This window comes from Bradyrhizobium sp. Arg237L, from assembly GCF_029990105.1.
Classification (GTDB): Bacteria; Pseudomonadota; Alphaproteobacteria; order Rhizobiales; family Xanthobacteraceae; genus Bradyrhizobium.
Genome location: NZ_JAQMIL010000022.1, coordinates 78,542 through 92,954, shown reverse-complemented (window position 1 = coordinate 92,954; position 14,413 = coordinate 78,542). Strand labels below are relative to the sequence as shown.

Here is a 14,413-nt window from a genome sequence, read left to right as displayed (position 1 = left end):
CTGCCAATCAACGGCCACGCTTGGCTTGCGCCGAATATTCCGCAAGACGCCGCCACTTCGCGGCGGAATATTGCCGATTGTACTGTGCCACGCCCCAGCCGGCTGCTCCGTCCAGGAAGCCCAGGCGCAGAACGTAGACCTTCAGGAAGGCGGCCAAGCCATGCAAAGGCGCAGCGAACGGGCCTGCGCGGCGGCCGCGGGCATTCATCTGCTCGGCTGCGGCTCGGGAATAGCGGTCGATCTTGTCCTGGGCGTCGGACCAGGATTCGATTGAATCATGCTCGATGGTGACATCGATCCGCTTGATGGGGCCGTCGACGATCAGCCCCTCGTGGACCAGGTCGTCGGAAAATCGGGCCTGTCCGCGCTGGAACAGGCGAACGACATAGTCGGAAGACCAACCTCCGAATCTCAGCGCCTTGCCGCAGAAACGCGATCGCCGGAGCGTCTGGTAGGCGGCAGGTGCGTCCGCCGCGTTGATGGCGCTCCTGATCTGGTCGCCAAATTCCGGCTCGATCCATTCGTCGGCATCAAGCGACAGGACCCAGTCGCCTCGCGCGAGCGCGAGCGCGCGGCTCTTCTGCGGCCCGTATCCCAGCCAATCCGATGTCACCACGACACGTGCGCCGCTTGCGCGGGCGATCTCCACCGTTCGATCCGTGCTGCCGCTGTCGACCACGATGATCTCGTCCGCATCAACCGAACGCAGGCACCGCGCAATGCAGTGCTCTTCGTTCTTGGTGATCACGATCAGGGACAGGCTCGGCATGCGTCATCCCGCAGATGGCTCGGCCTGCGCGGATGCGGCCACCGCGCCACCATTCGTTGTTGGCTTGATCCAGAGGATATCGGTCTGGTCTTCGATGCGACGCAGATCCTTGAGCTCAACCCGGGCAGCCTTGGACGACTTGCCTACGAGCTGATGGGGGACAAATCCGGCTCCGAGCAGCCGATCGATCATCCCCTCGACCGACAGATCGCCGTCGCGGCTCAATTGAGGAGAGTATTCCGTGATGACGACATCGGCGCGCTCGAGCGCCTTCACCGCACCCGCCAGAACCGCGGGCTCAAAGCCTTCCACATCAATCTTCATCAACAAAATTCTGTCCTGCGCCAGCCCAAGGGCTCCGAGCGCGGAATCGACGTCGGTCAACGGGACCACGCGTGAGCCCAGGCCATAGTTCTTGATCAGCGAGTGGCGCCCATTGTTGGACCTTTTGTAACGGTGCAAATGCGCATGCCCGACGGTGGCGCCAACCGCGCAAGGATAGACGACAACCTTGTCGATGTCGTTGATCGTGAGATTGCGATCGAGCAGCCAGGCATTGGTCGCATCCGGTTCAAACGCGACCACGGTGGTGACGGAGGCATGTTGAGCGGCATGCACCGCATGCCAGCCGAGATTGGCGCCGACGTCGACAACGATGCCCTTCGGTTGATCTTGCAGATATGCGCCGATCCAGTCGGTCAATTGCGGTTCAAACCGGCCATATTTCGCGATGTGACGGCCGATGACGTCGCGGCACTGGACGATGAAGCGCAGCTTCGACCCCGCCGCATAGGTCTGGAACGACGTGCCTTGCGGCATCATCCAGGCGAGCAGGAGCTTCATCGATTGGAGTGGTCTAGGTATTCGGGGCATCTAGTCGTTTCTCTCGACGTCGCGACCTCTTCGGGAGGAGATCGTCCGTACAGAGCGGGTAAGCCAAAGTCCAGATGCCGCCAAACGCTTCATCGCCGGCTTCCTGGGCGGGGCAGCTCAGGGGATGTCGGTCCTGCGGAACACGCTGAACTGGAACGACTGCTCCGTGCCCCATGGCGTCGCATGCCGATGCTGCCGCCGATCGGTGAGCTCGAACGCAGGGCCCAGGATCCGGCCGAGGCCCTCCGGGTCGTAGCGCACGACAGGCAATCCGCTGCAGCGTTCCGGTCCGTCCAGCGCGAAGGTGGCGATGATCGCGTGACCTCCGACCTTCAACGCCTGCTTCAAGCGCTTCGCATAGGCAGTGCGGTCGTTCTCCACGGTCAGGAAGTGGAACGTGGCACGATCATGCCAGATGTCGTAGGTCCTTGTCGGCACCCACGTCGTTACGTCATCGACGATCCAATCGACCTTTGCAGCACGGTTCCCAAGACGGGTTCTGGCAATCTGCAGCGAAGCTTCGGATATATCGAGCACGGTAACATCCTCGAAGCCGTTCTCGATGAGGTTATCGACCAAACGTGAAGCACCGCCGCCGATGTCTATGATAGGGGAGGCGCGCGTCGCTCCGACCTGCATGATCAATTCAATTGATGGAGCTGGGCTCTCCTGAAACCAGCTAACTTCGTTCTCGGCCTTTTTGGTATAGACGTCTTGCCAATGGGCGTGTCGATCCTCGCTCTGCATGGGTTTGCTCCGCCGATCCAAGGTTCACGACAGGGCTGTTCCCCCCACCCTCGACCACAAGCATACCTCCACACCATCAGTGTTTACTCCGGCAGCCCTCCTGCGTGAAGCGCGGCGACAGAAACGGCTGGCTCGCGCGTCTTACAGAAAGTCTGTAGCCCGGGTGGAGCGGAGCGCAACCCGGGACATTTGCGCAAGTGGTTGGAACGGCCCCGGGTTACGCTGGCGCTTCACCCGGGCTACGCCCCCAAAGGGATGGCCGGCGGGCTCTCGTCGGTACTGGCTGCGGGCACCGAGGAACTCCGCAAAACCATGGCAAATAGCTCGTTTTATTGCGGTTTGTGGCTGTTCTAGCGCTCGCCTCCTCGCGCTTTGGAGGCTAGTGTCGCGCCTCGAATCGAACTTTTTTGACCTGAGGCACGCTTTCATGACCATCCGCCTGCACCGCGGCGATTTGCCGGATCTGTCCCGCTACAAGGATGCCGTTGCGATCGACACCGAGACCATGGGGCTCAATCCGCATCGCGACCGGCTCTGCGTGGTGCAGATGTCCAATGGCGACGGCACGGCCGACGTCGTGCAGGTGCCGATGGCATCAGCCGATGCGCCGAACCTGAAGGCGCTGCTCGCCAATCCGAACATCCTGAAGATCTTCCACTTCGCGCGGTTCGATCTTGCGGCGCTCTACAATGCCTATGGCGTGATGCCGACGCCGGTCTACTGCACCAAGATCGCTTCCCGCCTCAGCCGCACCTATACCGACCGCCACGGACTGAAGGACTTGGTGCGCGAGGTGCTCAATATCGAACTGTCGAAGCAGCAACAATCGAGCGACTGGGGCGCGCCGGCGCTGAGCGAGGCGCAGCTTGCCTATGCTGCGTCCGACGTGCTGCATCTGCATGCGCTGCGCGAGAAGCTCGATGCGATGCTGGCGCGCGAGGGCCGCACCGAACTGGCGAAAGCCTGTTTCGAATTCCTGCCCACCCGCGCCCGGCTCGATCTCGGCGGCTGGGAAGCCGAAGACATTTTTGCGCATTCCTGAACCTGTCCGAGGCCGGCGCGGACGCCCGAAAGGCGTTCGTCCGCCCCGTTTCGGTCACACTCGTAACGCGAGTGTGCGGCGGCCGCGACGCGACGTCCCGGCTGCGCAATCCGGCGGTCCCGGGTAGAATGATGTAAGCTTTTGCCAGACTTCGCGCCCTTGGAGCAGCGGTGAATTCGATCCAGAGCCCAGCCTATCTAGCCGGCCTCGAGGCGCGCTTTGCCGCCGCCGAGCGCCACAGCCGGATGGTGCGGATCCTGCGCATCGCGGTCCCCGCGGCGGTGGTCCTGTCATTGCTCGCGATCGTCGGGGTGTCGGTCTTCAATCCGTTCCGCATGTTGTTGCCGAAGCTGCCGGTCGACATCGGCAACCTGGTCGTCTCCGGCACCAAGATCACGATGGAATCGCCGCATCTCGCAGGCTTCTCCACCGACCAGCGCCCGTACGAGCTCTGGGCCAAGGCGGCGATCCAGGACCTCACCGACCCCGATCACGTCGAGCTCCAGACCCTGCGCGCAAAGATGCTGATGGAAGACCGCTCCACGATGACCATGGATGCGCGCACCGGCTTCTACGACAGCAAGCAGCAGCTCCTCGACCTGCGCAAGGACATCTTCCTGCAAACGTCGACCGGCTATGAGGCCAAGCTTTCGCAAGCCTTTGTCGATATCAACAAGGGCACGGTGACGTCGGACGAGCATGTCGACGTCAAATTGCTGAACGGCACGCTGACCGCCGACAAGCTCCGGATCTACAACAACGGCGGGGTCGTGCGCTTCGAAGGCAATGTCGTGATGAATTTGATCATGGATAATCCGCCGGCGCAGGCCGAAGCGGAGCCGGCGCCCGCACCTGCACCGCCACCGCCGCAGAAGACGCGCTCGGGCTCAAGCAAATCCGCCAACACGAAATGATCTTCATGAAGCAGTTTTCTTCGCGCGGTGTTGCAGCGGCGGCCTTCGTACTCGCGATGATCGCGCCGGGTTCGGTGCGCGCGCAGAGCGCAGTCTCCGGCGTGCCCAACGCCATGCAGGGCTTTACCCAGAATCGTGACCAGCCGATCCAGATCGAGGCGGCGGCGCTCGAGATGCGCGACAAGAAAAAGGAAGCGACATTCTCGGGCAATGTGAAGGTGGTACAGGGCGACACCACGATGACGTCGAAGACGCTGGTCGTGTTCTATGAATCGAATTCGGGACAGGGCCAAGGCACGCCGCCGCCATCGAACGCCAAAAGCGCAAAATCGGCGCCGATGCAGTCGGCCCAGCCGGGGCCGGGTGGCAGCTCCTCGATCAAGCGGCTGGAGGCCAAGGGCAACGTCGTGGTCACCCAGAAGGATCAGGTCGTCACCGGGGAGACCGCGATCTTCGACACCAAAGCCAATCTCATCACCATGCTCGGCGGCGTCGTGCTGACGCAGTGCAAGAACGTGCTGCGCGGCGACAGGCTGCTGGTGGACATGACGACCGGCGTCTCGCGTGTGGAATCCGACGGCGGCAGGGTGCAGGCGCTGATCCAGCAAGGACAGGGCGGGCAGGGCGGCGGTGGCCAGGGGGGCTGCCCGCCGCAGCCCGGCAGCCCGTCGCCTTCCAGTAAGTCGAAATAAATCAATAGCTTACTGAATATCTTGAGGCGGCGAGGTTGAAGCCGGCGGGGCGAGACTGTATCTAGGCGATGATCCGGAAAAATGGGAACCGGTTTTCCGAACAGAGAGTGGACGTCCGGTGGTGGAACGCGCCTGGGGGTGGGCGAGCGGTTCCGCAGGACAAGGGCATCCACGCATTCAAGGTTCGCGAGCTAATCGATTAGCCCGCGGGCGTAGTCCCCGGGGACACCGTGAAAGGCTGGCGAAGCGGGATGGTGGACATATTCGGCATGTTCCGAAGGCGCCCTGCGAAACGCAGTTCCGGCTTCGCGCGTTCGCGTGAGGACATCACCGCGCTCGACGATTCCTTTGGCGAGATGCTGACAAGCTCCGTCCGGGATACGCCGCCGGGGGCGCGTGCCGCCCCGATGCCTGGCGTGGAACTGCCACATCCGCAACCGGTGCCCGAGCCGCCCAGGGAGGAGAGGCCGCGCCCCCGCGCCGCCAAGCCAGCCAAGACGTCCGCCAAGACCAACGGCGCCAGCGCCCCGCGCCTGATCCGGCGCCCGGGCTATCTGGCTGTGCATAGCGTGGAAAAGAGCTTTGGCAGCCGCCAGGTCGTGCGCGGGGTCAGCATCTATGTGCGCCGCGGCGAGGCGGTCGGCCTGCTCGGCCCCAACGGCGCCGGCAAGACCACGGTGTTCTACATGATTACCGGGCTGATCAAGGCCGATCGCGGCGCCATCGAGCTGGATGGCCATGACGTGACGAAACTGCCGATGTATCAGCGCGCCCGCCTCGGCATCGGCTATCTTCCGCAGGAAGCCTCGATCTTCCGCGGATTGTCGGTCGAGCAGAACATCCGCGCGGTGCTCGAAGTGGTCGAGCCTTCAAGGAAGAAGCGCGAGGCGGAACTCGATGCGCTGCTCGACGAATTCAACATTACGCGGTTGCGAAAGACACCATCGATCGCGCTATCCGGCGGCGAGCGCCGCCGCGTCGAGATCGCCCGCGCACTGGCGACGCGGCCCAATTACATGCTGCTCGACGAGCCATTCGCCGGCATCGACCCGATCGCGGTCGGGGACATCCAGGATCTGGTCCGTCACCTGACCAATCGCGGTATCGGGGTGCTTATTACCGACCACAATGTGCGGGAGACGCTCGGCCTGACCGACCGCGCCTACATCGTTTACGCCGGGGAAATCTTGACGGAAGGCAGCCCGGATGAGATCGTCAACAATCCGGATGTCCGCCGGCTTTACCTTGGCGAAGAATTCCGCCTCTAGCCCTTTTTCCGATCCGTCAAGCCGTGTACATCGGCCTTGGACTAGGCTAAGCAAGAATCGAGCCAACTTCTTTATTGGACCGTTCTTGCCTCCATGGCACTGACCCAGAGATTAGAGTTCCGCCAGTCGCAGTCGCTGGTGATGACGCCGCAGTTGATGCAGGCGATCAAGCTGTTGCAACTGTCCAATCTGGACCTCTCGGCCTTCGTGGAGGAGGAGCTGGAACGGAACCCATTGCTGGATCGCGCCAGCGATGGGCCGGAACCGCCGGTGGCGGGCGAGCCCGCCACGGAGCGGCAGGAGTTTTCCGAGGCTGATGGTTCCAGCTACGGCGACGAAGCCGGTGGCGAGGCGGCGAGTTCCGCCGACGGCTTCGAGCCGAGCCAGGAGGAATGGCTGAACCGCGATCTCGGCAGCCGCGCCGAGATCGAGCAGACGCTCGATACCGGCCTCGAAAACGTCTTCTCCGAAGAGCCGGCGGAGGCTGCCGAACGCGCCGCGAAAGACGCGGCTCCGACCTCCTATACCGAATGGGGCGGCGGCGCCTCGAGCGATGAGGACTACAATCTCGAAGCCTTTGTCGCCGCCGAGCTGACGCTGGCCGACCATCTCGCCGAGCAGCTTGCGGTCGCCTTTACCTCACCGTCCCAGCGTATGATCGGGCAATATCTGATCGACCTCGTCGATGAGGCCGGCTACCTGCCGCCGGATCTCGGACAGGCAGCGGAGCGGCTCGGTGCGCCGCAGCACGAGGTCGATGCAGTGCTCTCGGTGCTGCAGAAATTCGATCCCCCCGGCGTCTGCGCGCGAAACTTGAGCGAGTGCCTGGCGATCCAGCTCCGCGAGCTCGATCGCTACGACCCGGCGATGCAGGCCCTGGTCGAACATCTCGATCTCCTCGCCAAGCGCGATATCGCATCCCTGCGGAAGCTGTGCGGCGTCGACGACGAAGACATCACCGACATGATCGGCGAGATCCGCCGGCTCGATCCGAAGCCGGGCCTGAAGTTCGGCTCGTCGCGGACGCAAACCATGGTGCCGGACGTCTATGTGCGGCCGGGGCCTGATGGCGGCTGGCATGTCGAACTCAATAGCGACACGTTGCCGCGTGTCCTGGTGAACCAGACCTATTATACCGAATTGTCAAAGACGATCCGGAAGGACGGCGACAAGTCCTACTTCACGGATTGCCTGCAGAACGCGACCTGGCTGGTGCGCGCCCTTGATCAGCGCGCCCGCACGATCCTCAAGGTCGCAACCGAGATCGTGCGCCAGCAGGACGGCTTCTTCACCTACGGCGTGGCGCACTTGCGGCCGCTTAATCTCAAAGCCGTGGCGGATGCGATCCAGATGCACGAATCGACGGTGTCGCGTGTGACCGCCAACAAATATATGGCGACCAATCGCGGCACTTTCGAACTCAAGTACTTCTTCACGGCATCGATCGCCTCCGCCGACGGCGGCGAGGCGCATTCGGCCGAAGCCGTCCGTCATCACATCAAGCAGTTGATCGACGCCGAATCGCCGTCCGCGATCCTCTCTGACGATACGATCGTGGAACGATTGCGCGCGTCGGGCATTGATATCGCCCGCCGCACCGTCGCGAAGTATCGCGAAGCGATGCGAATTCCTTCCTCGGTGCAGCGCCGCCGCGACAAACAGAGCATGCTTGGACACGCCCTTTCAGCACCTGCTTCCTCTCCAGACCGGTCGCGCGATACCGCACCGGTGTAATTGCGTTCGCGTTAAATCGCGCTAGTCTTGGTACCCCTCCGAAGCGATCGGGGGTTTCATAAGGCATAGAGGCACGCAATGACCCTTCGAATCTCGGGAAAGAGCATCTCAATCGGCGAGGCGCTTCGCGCACGCGTGAACGAGCGCACCGATGAGGTTCTGAAGAAGTATTTCGACGGCAACTATTCCGGCCATATCACGCTGAGCAAGGACGGCTTCGGCTTCCGCACCGACTGTGCGCTGCACCTGGATTCCGGGATCACGCTGGAAGCGGATTCGAACGCCCCCGACGCCTATGCCAGCGCCGACGCCGCGCTCCTGATGATCGAGAAGCGCCTGCGCCGCTATAAGAGCCGGCTGAAGGACCGCTCGGCCCGCAAGGCCTACGCGGCCTCCGCCGCCCTTGCCGAGCTCAACGGCGTTCCCCTGGATGCGCCAAGCTACGTGATCGAGGCTCCGGCGGAGGGCGAAGGGGAATTCACCGAATACAGTCCCGTGATCATCGCCGAGGCGACCACCTCGCTGAAGCGGCTGTCGGTCAGCGAGGCGGTGCTGGAATTGGACCTGACCGGCGCAGCCTGCCTGGTCTTCCAGCACGGTGGTAGCGGCCGTGTGAACATTATTTACCGCCGCGCGGACGGCAATGTGGGCTGGGTCGATCCCCCCGTGGTTAATCCATAATGGTTATGCCGTTCCGCATTGACGTGCCCTCTGGCCGTCCCTATGGTCCGCGGCCCTTAAGCATAGGCTCAAGGGAACTGGCCGGCAGGAGTTGGCACGGCTCATGCCTTGGAGTAGAAGCCGCCCGATCGGGATCTGGGCCAAAAAGCCGCTTCCCGATTCATCTTCTTGACGCCTGCGCCTGACAACCTATTTCGCAACTTGACGGTTCACTTCACCCTCGGAACGCCCCATGACGATTACCGATCTGGTCGCACCCGAGGCGATTCTCCCGGCGTTGAAAGTCATCAGCAAGAAGCAGGCGCTGCAGGAGCTCGCCGCGCGGGCCGCAACTCTTACGGGGCAGAACGAACGTTCGATCTTCGAGGTATTGCTGCAGCGCGAGAAACTGGGCACCACCGCGGTCGGTTACGGCGTCGCCATTCCCCACGGTAAATTGCCGAAATTGGAAAAGCTGTTCGGCCTGTTCGCGCGCCTGGAGCGCCCGATCGATTTCGAGGCGATGGATGGCCAGCCGGTCGACCTCATCTTCCTCCTGCTTGCCCCCGAAGGCGCCGGCGCCGACCACCTCAAGGCCCTGGCGCGCATCGCCCGCCTGCTACGCGACCAGGACGTCGCCAAGAAGCTGCGTGCTTCCCGCGACGCGCAGGCGATCTACTCGGTACTCGCACTGCCGCCGGCAAGCGCGGCTTAGTCGCTAGCTGCGAAGCGCATACCCGCTTTGGCGGCATTTCGTCGCTCGTGATACAATTGCTGCATGACAAGAACTGAAGCATTGAGGAAGCTGCGAAGCCAGGCGGACGCCATCAAGGCGCTGGGAGCGACGTCGCTCTACCTGTTTGGTTCGACGGCTCGCAACAAAGCCAATGCGAAAAGCGACGTCGACCTGTTTATCGACTACGATCCTCGGGGCCGCTTTAACGCCCTGGATTTGGTGGCCGCCAAGCGGCTACTCGAGGAGAGCCTTGGCGTCGAAGTCGATTTAACCACCCGCAAGGGACTCCATCCGCTCATCCGAAAACAGATCGAAGCCGAGGCGACGCGGGTTTTCTAGATGCCCACGCGCTCCCCTTTGCTGCGGATCCACGACATGCTCGAAAGCATCCGCGGCATCGAGAAGGCGCTGGCCGGAAAAACGATTCGCGATTACGAGCGCTCGTGGTTGCTGCGCTCTGCGGTTGAACGTGGAATAGAGATTATCTCCGAAGCCAGCCGCCATCTCGGCAATGATTTGAAGGCCCAGCACAAGGACGTGCGTTGGAAGGATATCGCCGGCATCGGCAATATTCTGCGGCATGATTACCAGCGGGTTGATGCTGCAATCATCTGGAAAGCCGTCAAAGACGATCTACCGCCGCTCAAGGCGGCGCTGCTTGAGCTCCGGGGGGCCTTGAAATGATGCGGGGGGCGGGTTTGAAAAAAACGCGGGCAGCCCTCGTTGGAGGACATGCCCGCGCATCGAATTCGCTGTAGCGCGTTCAACCAGCCCGCGTCAGGCTGACCGGCGTCAGTGGACGCTGACGGCCTGTAGCTCGTTGCTCCAGGCGTTGGCGACCGCGGCTTCCCGGCTATCGGTCAGCATCATCGGCGTGCCGTCGGCGGCATGGAGCGCGAAGAGTTTGAGGCCCGGCGCAATCTTGGGCGCCTGGGGAAAGAGATCCGGTACATCCTCGGAACGGACCTGCTTCACATAGGCGATATGACCCTCGCCCAGATGGGCCAGCGCCTCCGGTGAGACGCTATCGCGTTCTAACGTCGTACTCACTTCACTCATGGTCTCGACTCCTTTGTCGATTAAGCGGTCGAGTCCGCTCCTCGTTCCATTATTCGTGCTCATTGATCGCGATTGTCTTAATGACCCTTTCAGGTTCCGGCCTGGCCAGGTCGACCGACAACAGCCCGTTCTTCAGATCCGCGCCCAGAACCTGCATCCCCTCCGCCAGCACGAAAGTGCGCTGGAAGTGGCGTGCGGCAATGCCGCGATGGATGTATTGTCGAGCCTTGTCCTCCTGCTGGCGGCCCCGAATCACGAGCTGGTTTTCCTCAACCGTTACATCGAGTTGGTCGCGGGTAAACCCCGCCACCGCCAGCGTGATGCGCAGGCGTTCGGGCTGGCCGTTGGACCGGTCACACCGCTCGATGTTGTATGGAGGATAGCCGTCGGCGCCTTTCACGACGCGATCGAGCGCACGCTCGATTTCGTCGAATCCCAAAAGGAACGGACTGGACAACGTTGGAACACGAGACATCCCAAAGCCCTCTCGAAGCGACTTTGAGGGGCCCTTGCGGCGCCCCATGCAACCGAATAGGCGTCTTGCCCTCGGTCATGAACGAATATGGGGGCGATTCGCGGAGGGTTCAAGCACCTCTGGAATCAGGACTAATCCGCTCGTTGCCAGCCCAAACGCGGTCGTCCCCGGGCATTGCCACCGGGTCCGCGCGAAGCGCGGCCGATGACAGGGTCCGCGATGAACCGGAATCCATTTCTCCGCCACGGTATGCAGCCCGATGGATTCCGGGTTCCCGCTGCGCGGGCCCCGGAATGACGGCGAGGGAGGGCGTCCAAGCCTCAGCCGATTCGCTTCCGGCCATCGGCGGTGAACAGGTGCAATTTGTCGCGGGGGGCGACCGCCCGGATCCGCTGGCCGATGGCGGGGCCGGTCGCGCCGGGAACCCGGACGATGACCTCGCCCGGCGGCAGTTCGCCGGGGTTGGCGGCCACGCCCTGTTCCTCACGCTGGCGGGTGCCGTAGACGAAGGTCTCGGCGCCGACATGCTCGATCGCCTCCACGGTGAGGCCAAGCGCGACGCCGCCGGGGACCGATTCGTTCGCGATCACGAAGTCTTCGGGCCGGATCCCGAGAATGCCGGCCTCGCTGGCACTGATATCGCCGGCGAGCTGCGACCTGAGTTCATCGGAAGCCAGCGGCATCAGGTTCATCGGCGGCGCGCCGATGAAGGCGGCGACGAAGGTGGTCGCCGGCTTCTTGTAGATTTCAAGGGGATTGCCGATCTGCTCGACCAGGCCGCCATTCATCACGACGAGGATATCGGCGAGCGTCATCGCCTCAAGCTGATCGTGGGTGACGTAGATCGAGGTCGTGTTCAGCCGGCGCTGCAATTTGCGGATCTCGACTCGCATCGCGATGCGCAGCTTGGCGTCGAGGTTCGACAGCGGCTCGTCGAACAGGAACACTTTCGGCTGCCGCACGATCGCGCGCCCCATCGCGACGCGCTGTCGCTGGCCGCCGGAGAGCTGCCGCGGCTTGCGGTCGAGCATCGCGGCAAGCTCGAGGATGCGCGCGGCTTCCTCGACGCGCGTCCTGATCTCCGCCTCCGGCATGCGGCGGTTGCGCAGGCCGTAGGCCATGTTGTTGTAGACGCTCATATGCGGATAGAGCGCGTAGTTCTGGAACACCATGGCAATGTCGCGATCGGCGGGCTCGACCTGGTTGACCAGGCGGCCGCCGATGTCGATCTCGCCGCCGGTGATGGTCTCCAGCCCCGCCACCATGCGCAGCAGCGTCGACTTGCCGCAGCCGGACGGGCCGACCAGCACGCAGAACTGGCCGTCGCCGACCTCGAAATCGATGCCCTTGATCGCTTCGAAACCGCCCGGATAGGTCTTGCGGACGTTGCGGAGGGTGACGTTAGCCATGTCGAGCTCCGCGGACGCGAATAGCGAGTAGGGGGAGGCGGGCGAATAGCGAGTAGCGAATAGCGAATAGGAAAGCGAAGGTCGTCAGCTTGCGCGTGCCTCCATTCGCTACTCGCCATTCGCTATTCGCCACTAGCTCCCTCACTTTTCCGTCTCCACCAGTCCGCGCACGAACAGCTTCTGCATCACCACGACCACGAGCACCGGCGGCAACATCGCGAGCACGGCGGTGGCCATCACCACCGGCCATTCGGTCAGTGCATCGGTGGTGGTGATCATCTTGCGGATGCCGATCTGGATCGTCTGCATGTCGTCGCGCGTGGTGATCAACAGCGGCCAGAGATACTGATTCCAGCCGAGGATGAAGAGGATGACGAACAGCGCCGCCATGTTGGTGCGCGACAGCGGCAACAGCGTATCCCAGAAGAACCGCAACGGCCCTGCGCCGTCGATGCGCGACGCCTCGAGCAGCTCCTCGGGGACGGTCATGAAGAACTGGCGGAACAGCAGGGTCGCGGTGGCGGATGCGATCAACGGCAGCGCGAGACCGGCATAGCTGTCGAGCAGGTGCAAGTCGGCGACGGTCTTGTAGGTCGGATAGATCCGCACCTCGACCGGCAGCATCAGCGTGATGAAGATCAGCCAGAACATCGCCATCCGGAACGGAAAGCGGAAATAGACGATCGCATAGGCCGAGATGATCGAGATCGCGATCTTGCCGAATGCGATCAACAGCGCCATCACCAGCGAGTTGAGCAGCATGGTGCCGACCGGCTCGCGGGTCGAGCCGCTCGTGCCGACGAAAATGGTCTGGTAGTAGGTCTGAAGGAAATGTCCGCCCGGCAGGAGCGACATCTGGCCGTTGGCGATAACGGCATTTTCCTGGGTGGACGCAACGATGGCGAGATAGACCGGAAACGCGACGATTGCGATGCCGATCCACAGGATCGCATGCGCGACGTAGCGCTGGATGCCTTCCTGCTCGACCATCAGTAGGTCACCTTGCGCTCGACGAAGCGGAACTGCACCGCTGTCAGTCCGATGACCATGATCATCAGGATCACCGATTGCGCTGCCGAGCTGCCGAGGTTGCCGCCGAGCAGGCCGTCGACATAGACCTTGTACACCATCGTCTCGGTGGCCTTTGCCGGTCCGCCGCGCGTCATCGTGTCGATGATGCCGAACGTGTCGAAGAAGGCGTAGACGATGTTGATGACCAGAAGGAAGAAGATGGTCGGCGACAGCAGCGGGAACGTCACCGTCCAGAACCGGCGCATCGGGCGTGCCCCGTCAATCGCGGCCGCCTCGAACACGCTTCTCGGAATGCTCTGCAGGCCCGCGAGGAAGAACAGGAAATTGTAGGAAATCTGCTTCCAGGCGGCGGCGAGAATGATCAGGAGCGCGGCCTGGTTGCCGTCGAGCAGCGGATTCCAGTCGATGCCCATGCCGCGCAGTCCGCGCGCCAGGATCCCGAGCGAGGGGTGCAGCATGAACACCCAGAGTACGCCGACCACCGGCGGGGCGACGGCATAGGGCCAGATCAGGAGCGTGCGATACAGCGTGCCGCCGCGCAGCGGCTTGTCGGCCATGACAGCCAGCAGCAGCGCAAACGACAGCGACGAGAACGCGATGGCGAAGGAGAACACGAAGGTCCTGACGATCGCCGCCCAATAATCCGGCTGGCTCAGGATGTCCTGGTAGTTCTCGAACCAGACGAAACTGGTCGAGAGCCCGAACGCATCCTGAAGCAGGAAGGATTGCAGCACCGCCTGCGCGGCCGGCCAATAGAAGAAGATCAGGACGATCGCGAGCTGCGGCGCGACCAGCGCAAAAGGCAACAGCTTGGACTGGAAAACCGCCTGCTTCTGCATGACACCCCAAGCGAGGCAGGCCGCATCATGCGGGCCGCCCGATCATCCCCTCAGCGCGTAATTGTAGCCCGGATGGAGCGCAAGCGTAATCCGGGTAGTCGATCCGCGGCGAAACTCTCCGGATTACGCTTCGCTCCATCCGGGCTACGTGGTGTGCGTGCGAC

17 protein-coding genes are annotated in these 14,413 nt (G+C 62.8%); 9 read left to right on the top strand and 8 right to left on the bottom strand.

What is annotated here, in order from left to right; translation table 11 throughout:
* Positions 1-7: 7 nt before the first annotated feature.
* The 3 genes from OZ411_RS15925 to OZ411_RS15915 all read right to left on the bottom strand — a co-directional run bounded on the left by OZ411_RS15925 (position 8) and on the right by OZ411_RS15915 (position 2,389).
* Positions 8-769: a glycosyltransferase family 2 protein gene (locus OZ411_RS15925; RefSeq protein ID WP_282528739.1), complete on the bottom strand. Its 762-nt coding sequence runs from the start codon at positions 767-769 to the stop codon at positions 8-10.
* Positions 770-772: 3 nt separating this feature from the next.
* Positions 773-1,612, bottom strand: coding sequence for an FkbM family methyltransferase (locus tag OZ411_RS15920; RefSeq protein WP_282528738.1), 840 nt, complete (start codon positions 1,610-1,612; stop codon positions 773-775).
* Positions 1,613-1,759: 147 nt separating this feature from the next.
* Positions 1,760-2,389 carry a class I SAM-dependent methyltransferase gene (locus OZ411_RS15915; protein WP_282528737.1) on the bottom strand — a complete coding sequence of 210 codons (630 nt, stop codon included), beginning with the start codon at positions 2,387-2,389 and terminating at the stop codon, positions 1,760-1,762.
* A gap of 427 nt (positions 2,390-2,816) precedes the next feature.
* Between OZ411_RS15915 and OZ411_RS15910 the strand changes: the two genes are divergently transcribed.
* From OZ411_RS15910 to OZ411_RS15870, 9 genes are all read left to right on the top strand, one after another.
* Entirely contained in the window at positions 2,817-3,431 is a 615-nt protein-coding gene (locus OZ411_RS15910) for a ribonuclease D (protein ID WP_130584221.1), read from the top strand.
* Between the two features lie 170 nt (positions 3,432-3,601).
* The gene (gene lptC, locus OZ411_RS15905; RefSeq protein WP_282528736.1) at positions 3,602-4,345 is read left to right on the top strand and encodes an LPS export ABC transporter periplasmic protein LptC; all 744 of its coding nucleotides are present in this window, start codon (positions 3,602-3,604) and stop codon (positions 4,343-4,345) included.
* Between the two features lie 56 nt (positions 4,346-4,401).
* The gene (locus tag OZ411_RS15900) at positions 4,402-5,037 is read left to right on the top strand and encodes an LptA/OstA family protein (RefSeq protein WP_282528753.1); all 636 of its coding nucleotides are present in this window, start codon (positions 4,402-4,404) and stop codon (positions 5,035-5,037) included.
* Between the two features lie 251 nt (positions 5,038-5,288).
* Positions 5,289-6,305, top strand: coding sequence for an LPS export ABC transporter ATP-binding protein (gene lptB / locus OZ411_RS15895; RefSeq protein WP_282528735.1), 1,017 nt, complete (start codon positions 5,289-5,291; stop codon positions 6,303-6,305).
* A 93-nt stretch (positions 6,306-6,398) separates the two neighbouring features.
* A complete protein-coding gene (rpoN, locus tag OZ411_RS15890) occupies positions 6,399-8,039 on the top strand; it encodes an RNA polymerase factor sigma-54 (protein WP_282528734.1) in 1,641 nt (546 codons plus the stop codon).
* 78 nt (positions 8,040-8,117) lie between these two features.
* Complete coding sequence (gene raiA / locus OZ411_RS15885) at positions 8,118-8,720, top strand: ribosome-associated translation inhibitor RaiA (RefSeq protein WP_282528733.1); 603 nt, start codon at positions 8,118-8,120, stop codon at positions 8,718-8,720.
* 232 nt (positions 8,721-8,952) lie between these two features.
* On the top strand, positions 8,953-9,414 hold the full coding sequence (ptsN, locus tag OZ411_RS15880; RefSeq protein ID WP_027581007.1) for a PTS IIA-like nitrogen regulatory protein PtsN: 462 nt from the start codon (positions 8,953-8,955) through the stop codon (positions 9,412-9,414).
* Positions 9,415-9,477: 63 nt separating this feature from the next.
* The gene (locus OZ411_RS15875) at positions 9,478-9,774 is read left to right on the top strand and encodes a nucleotidyltransferase family protein (protein ID WP_282528732.1); all 297 of its coding nucleotides are present in this window, start codon (positions 9,478-9,480) and stop codon (positions 9,772-9,774) included.
* A gap of 36 nt (positions 9,775-9,810) precedes the next feature.
* On the top strand, positions 9,811-10,119 hold the full coding sequence (locus tag OZ411_RS15870) for a HepT-like ribonuclease domain-containing protein (protein WP_282528731.1): 309 nt from the start codon (positions 9,811-9,813) through the stop codon (positions 10,117-10,119).
* 108 nt (positions 10,120-10,227) lie between these two features.
* Here the strand turns inward: OZ411_RS15870 and OZ411_RS15865 are convergent, their stop codons facing one another.
* The 5 genes from OZ411_RS15865 to ugpA all read right to left on the bottom strand — a co-directional run bounded on the left by OZ411_RS15865 (position 10,228) and on the right by ugpA (position 14,249).
* Positions 10,228-10,494, bottom strand: a complete 267-nt coding sequence (locus tag OZ411_RS15865) for a DUF1150 domain-containing protein (RefSeq protein WP_028164846.1) — start codon at positions 10,492-10,494, stop codon at positions 10,228-10,230.
* Between the two features lie 49 nt (positions 10,495-10,543).
* Entirely contained in the window at positions 10,544-10,969 is a 426-nt protein-coding gene (locus tag OZ411_RS15860) for an Hsp20 family protein (protein ID WP_130583124.1), read from the bottom strand.
* 320 nt (positions 10,970-11,289) lie between these two features.
* Positions 11,290-12,378: a sn-glycerol-3-phosphate import ATP-binding protein UgpC gene (locus OZ411_RS15855; protein ID WP_130583125.1), complete on the bottom strand. Its 1,089-nt coding sequence runs from the start codon at positions 12,376-12,378 to the stop codon at positions 11,290-11,292.
* A gap of 141 nt (positions 12,379-12,519) precedes the next feature.
* The gene (gene ugpE, locus OZ411_RS15850; RefSeq protein WP_130583126.1) at positions 12,520-13,368 is read right to left on the bottom strand and encodes a sn-glycerol-3-phosphate ABC transporter permease UgpE; all 849 of its coding nucleotides are present in this window, start codon (positions 13,366-13,368) and stop codon (positions 12,520-12,522) included.
* A complete protein-coding gene (gene ugpA, locus OZ411_RS15845; RefSeq protein WP_282528730.1) occupies positions 13,368-14,249 on the bottom strand; it encodes a sn-glycerol-3-phosphate ABC transporter permease UgpA in 882 nt (293 codons plus the stop codon). Before ugpA ends, ugpE begins: the two co-directional genes overlap by 1 nt.
* Positions 14,250-14,413 lie beyond the last annotated feature (164 nt).

Coding starts and splice junctions, on each gene's coding strand:
- ugpE (WP_130583126.1), bottom strand. CDS start 13,368: ATGGTCGAGCAGGAAGGCATCCAGCGCTACGTCGCGCATGCGATCCTG.
- OZ411_RS15925 (WP_282528739.1), bottom strand. CDS start 769: ATGCCGAGCCTGTCCCTGATCGTGATCACCAAGAACGAAGAGCACTGC.
- OZ411_RS15875 (WP_282528732.1), top strand. CDS start 9,478: ATGACAAGAACTGAAGCATTGAGGAAGCTGCGAAGCCAGGCGGACGCC.
- lptB (WP_282528735.1), top strand. CDS start 5,289: ATGGTGGACATATTCGGCATGTTCCGAAGGCGCCCTGCGAAACGCAGT.
- OZ411_RS15865 (WP_028164846.1), bottom strand. CDS start 10,494: ATGAGTGAAGTGAGTACGACGTTAGAACGCGATAGCGTCTCACCGGAG.
- OZ411_RS15900 (WP_282528753.1), top strand. CDS start 4,402: ATGATCGCGCCGGGTTCGGTGCGCGCGCAGAGCGCAGTCTCCGGCGTG.
- OZ411_RS15920 (WP_282528738.1), bottom strand. CDS start 1,612: ATGAAGCTCCTGCTCGCCTGGATGATGCCGCAAGGCACGTCGTTCCAG.
- rpoN (WP_282528734.1), top strand. CDS start 6,399: ATGGCACTGACCCAGAGATTAGAGTTCCGCCAGTCGCAGTCGCTGGTG.
- ptsN (WP_027581007.1), top strand. CDS start 8,953: ATGACGATTACCGATCTGGTCGCACCCGAGGCGATTCTCCCGGCGTTG.
- OZ411_RS15860 (WP_130583124.1), bottom strand. CDS start 10,969: ATGTCTCGTGTTCCAACGTTGTCCAGTCCGTTCCTTTTGGGATTCGAC.
- raiA (WP_282528733.1), top strand. CDS start 8,118: ATGACCCTTCGAATCTCGGGAAAGAGCATCTCAATCGGCGAGGCGCTT.
- OZ411_RS15910 (WP_130584221.1), top strand. CDS start 2,817: ATGACCATCCGCCTGCACCGCGGCGATTTGCCGGATCTGTCCCGCTAC.
- OZ411_RS15870 (WP_282528731.1), top strand. CDS start 9,811: ATGCTCGAAAGCATCCGCGGCATCGAGAAGGCGCTGGCCGGAAAAACG.
- OZ411_RS15915 (WP_282528737.1), bottom strand. CDS start 2,389: ATGCAGAGCGAGGATCGACACGCCCATTGGCAAGACGTCTATACCAAA.
- OZ411_RS15855 (WP_130583125.1), bottom strand. CDS start 12,378: ATGGCTAACGTCACCCTCCGCAACGTCCGCAAGACCTATCCGGGCGGT.
- ugpA (WP_282528730.1), bottom strand. CDS start 14,249: ATGCAGAAGCAGGCGGTTTTCCAGTCCAAGCTGTTGCCTTTTGCGCTG.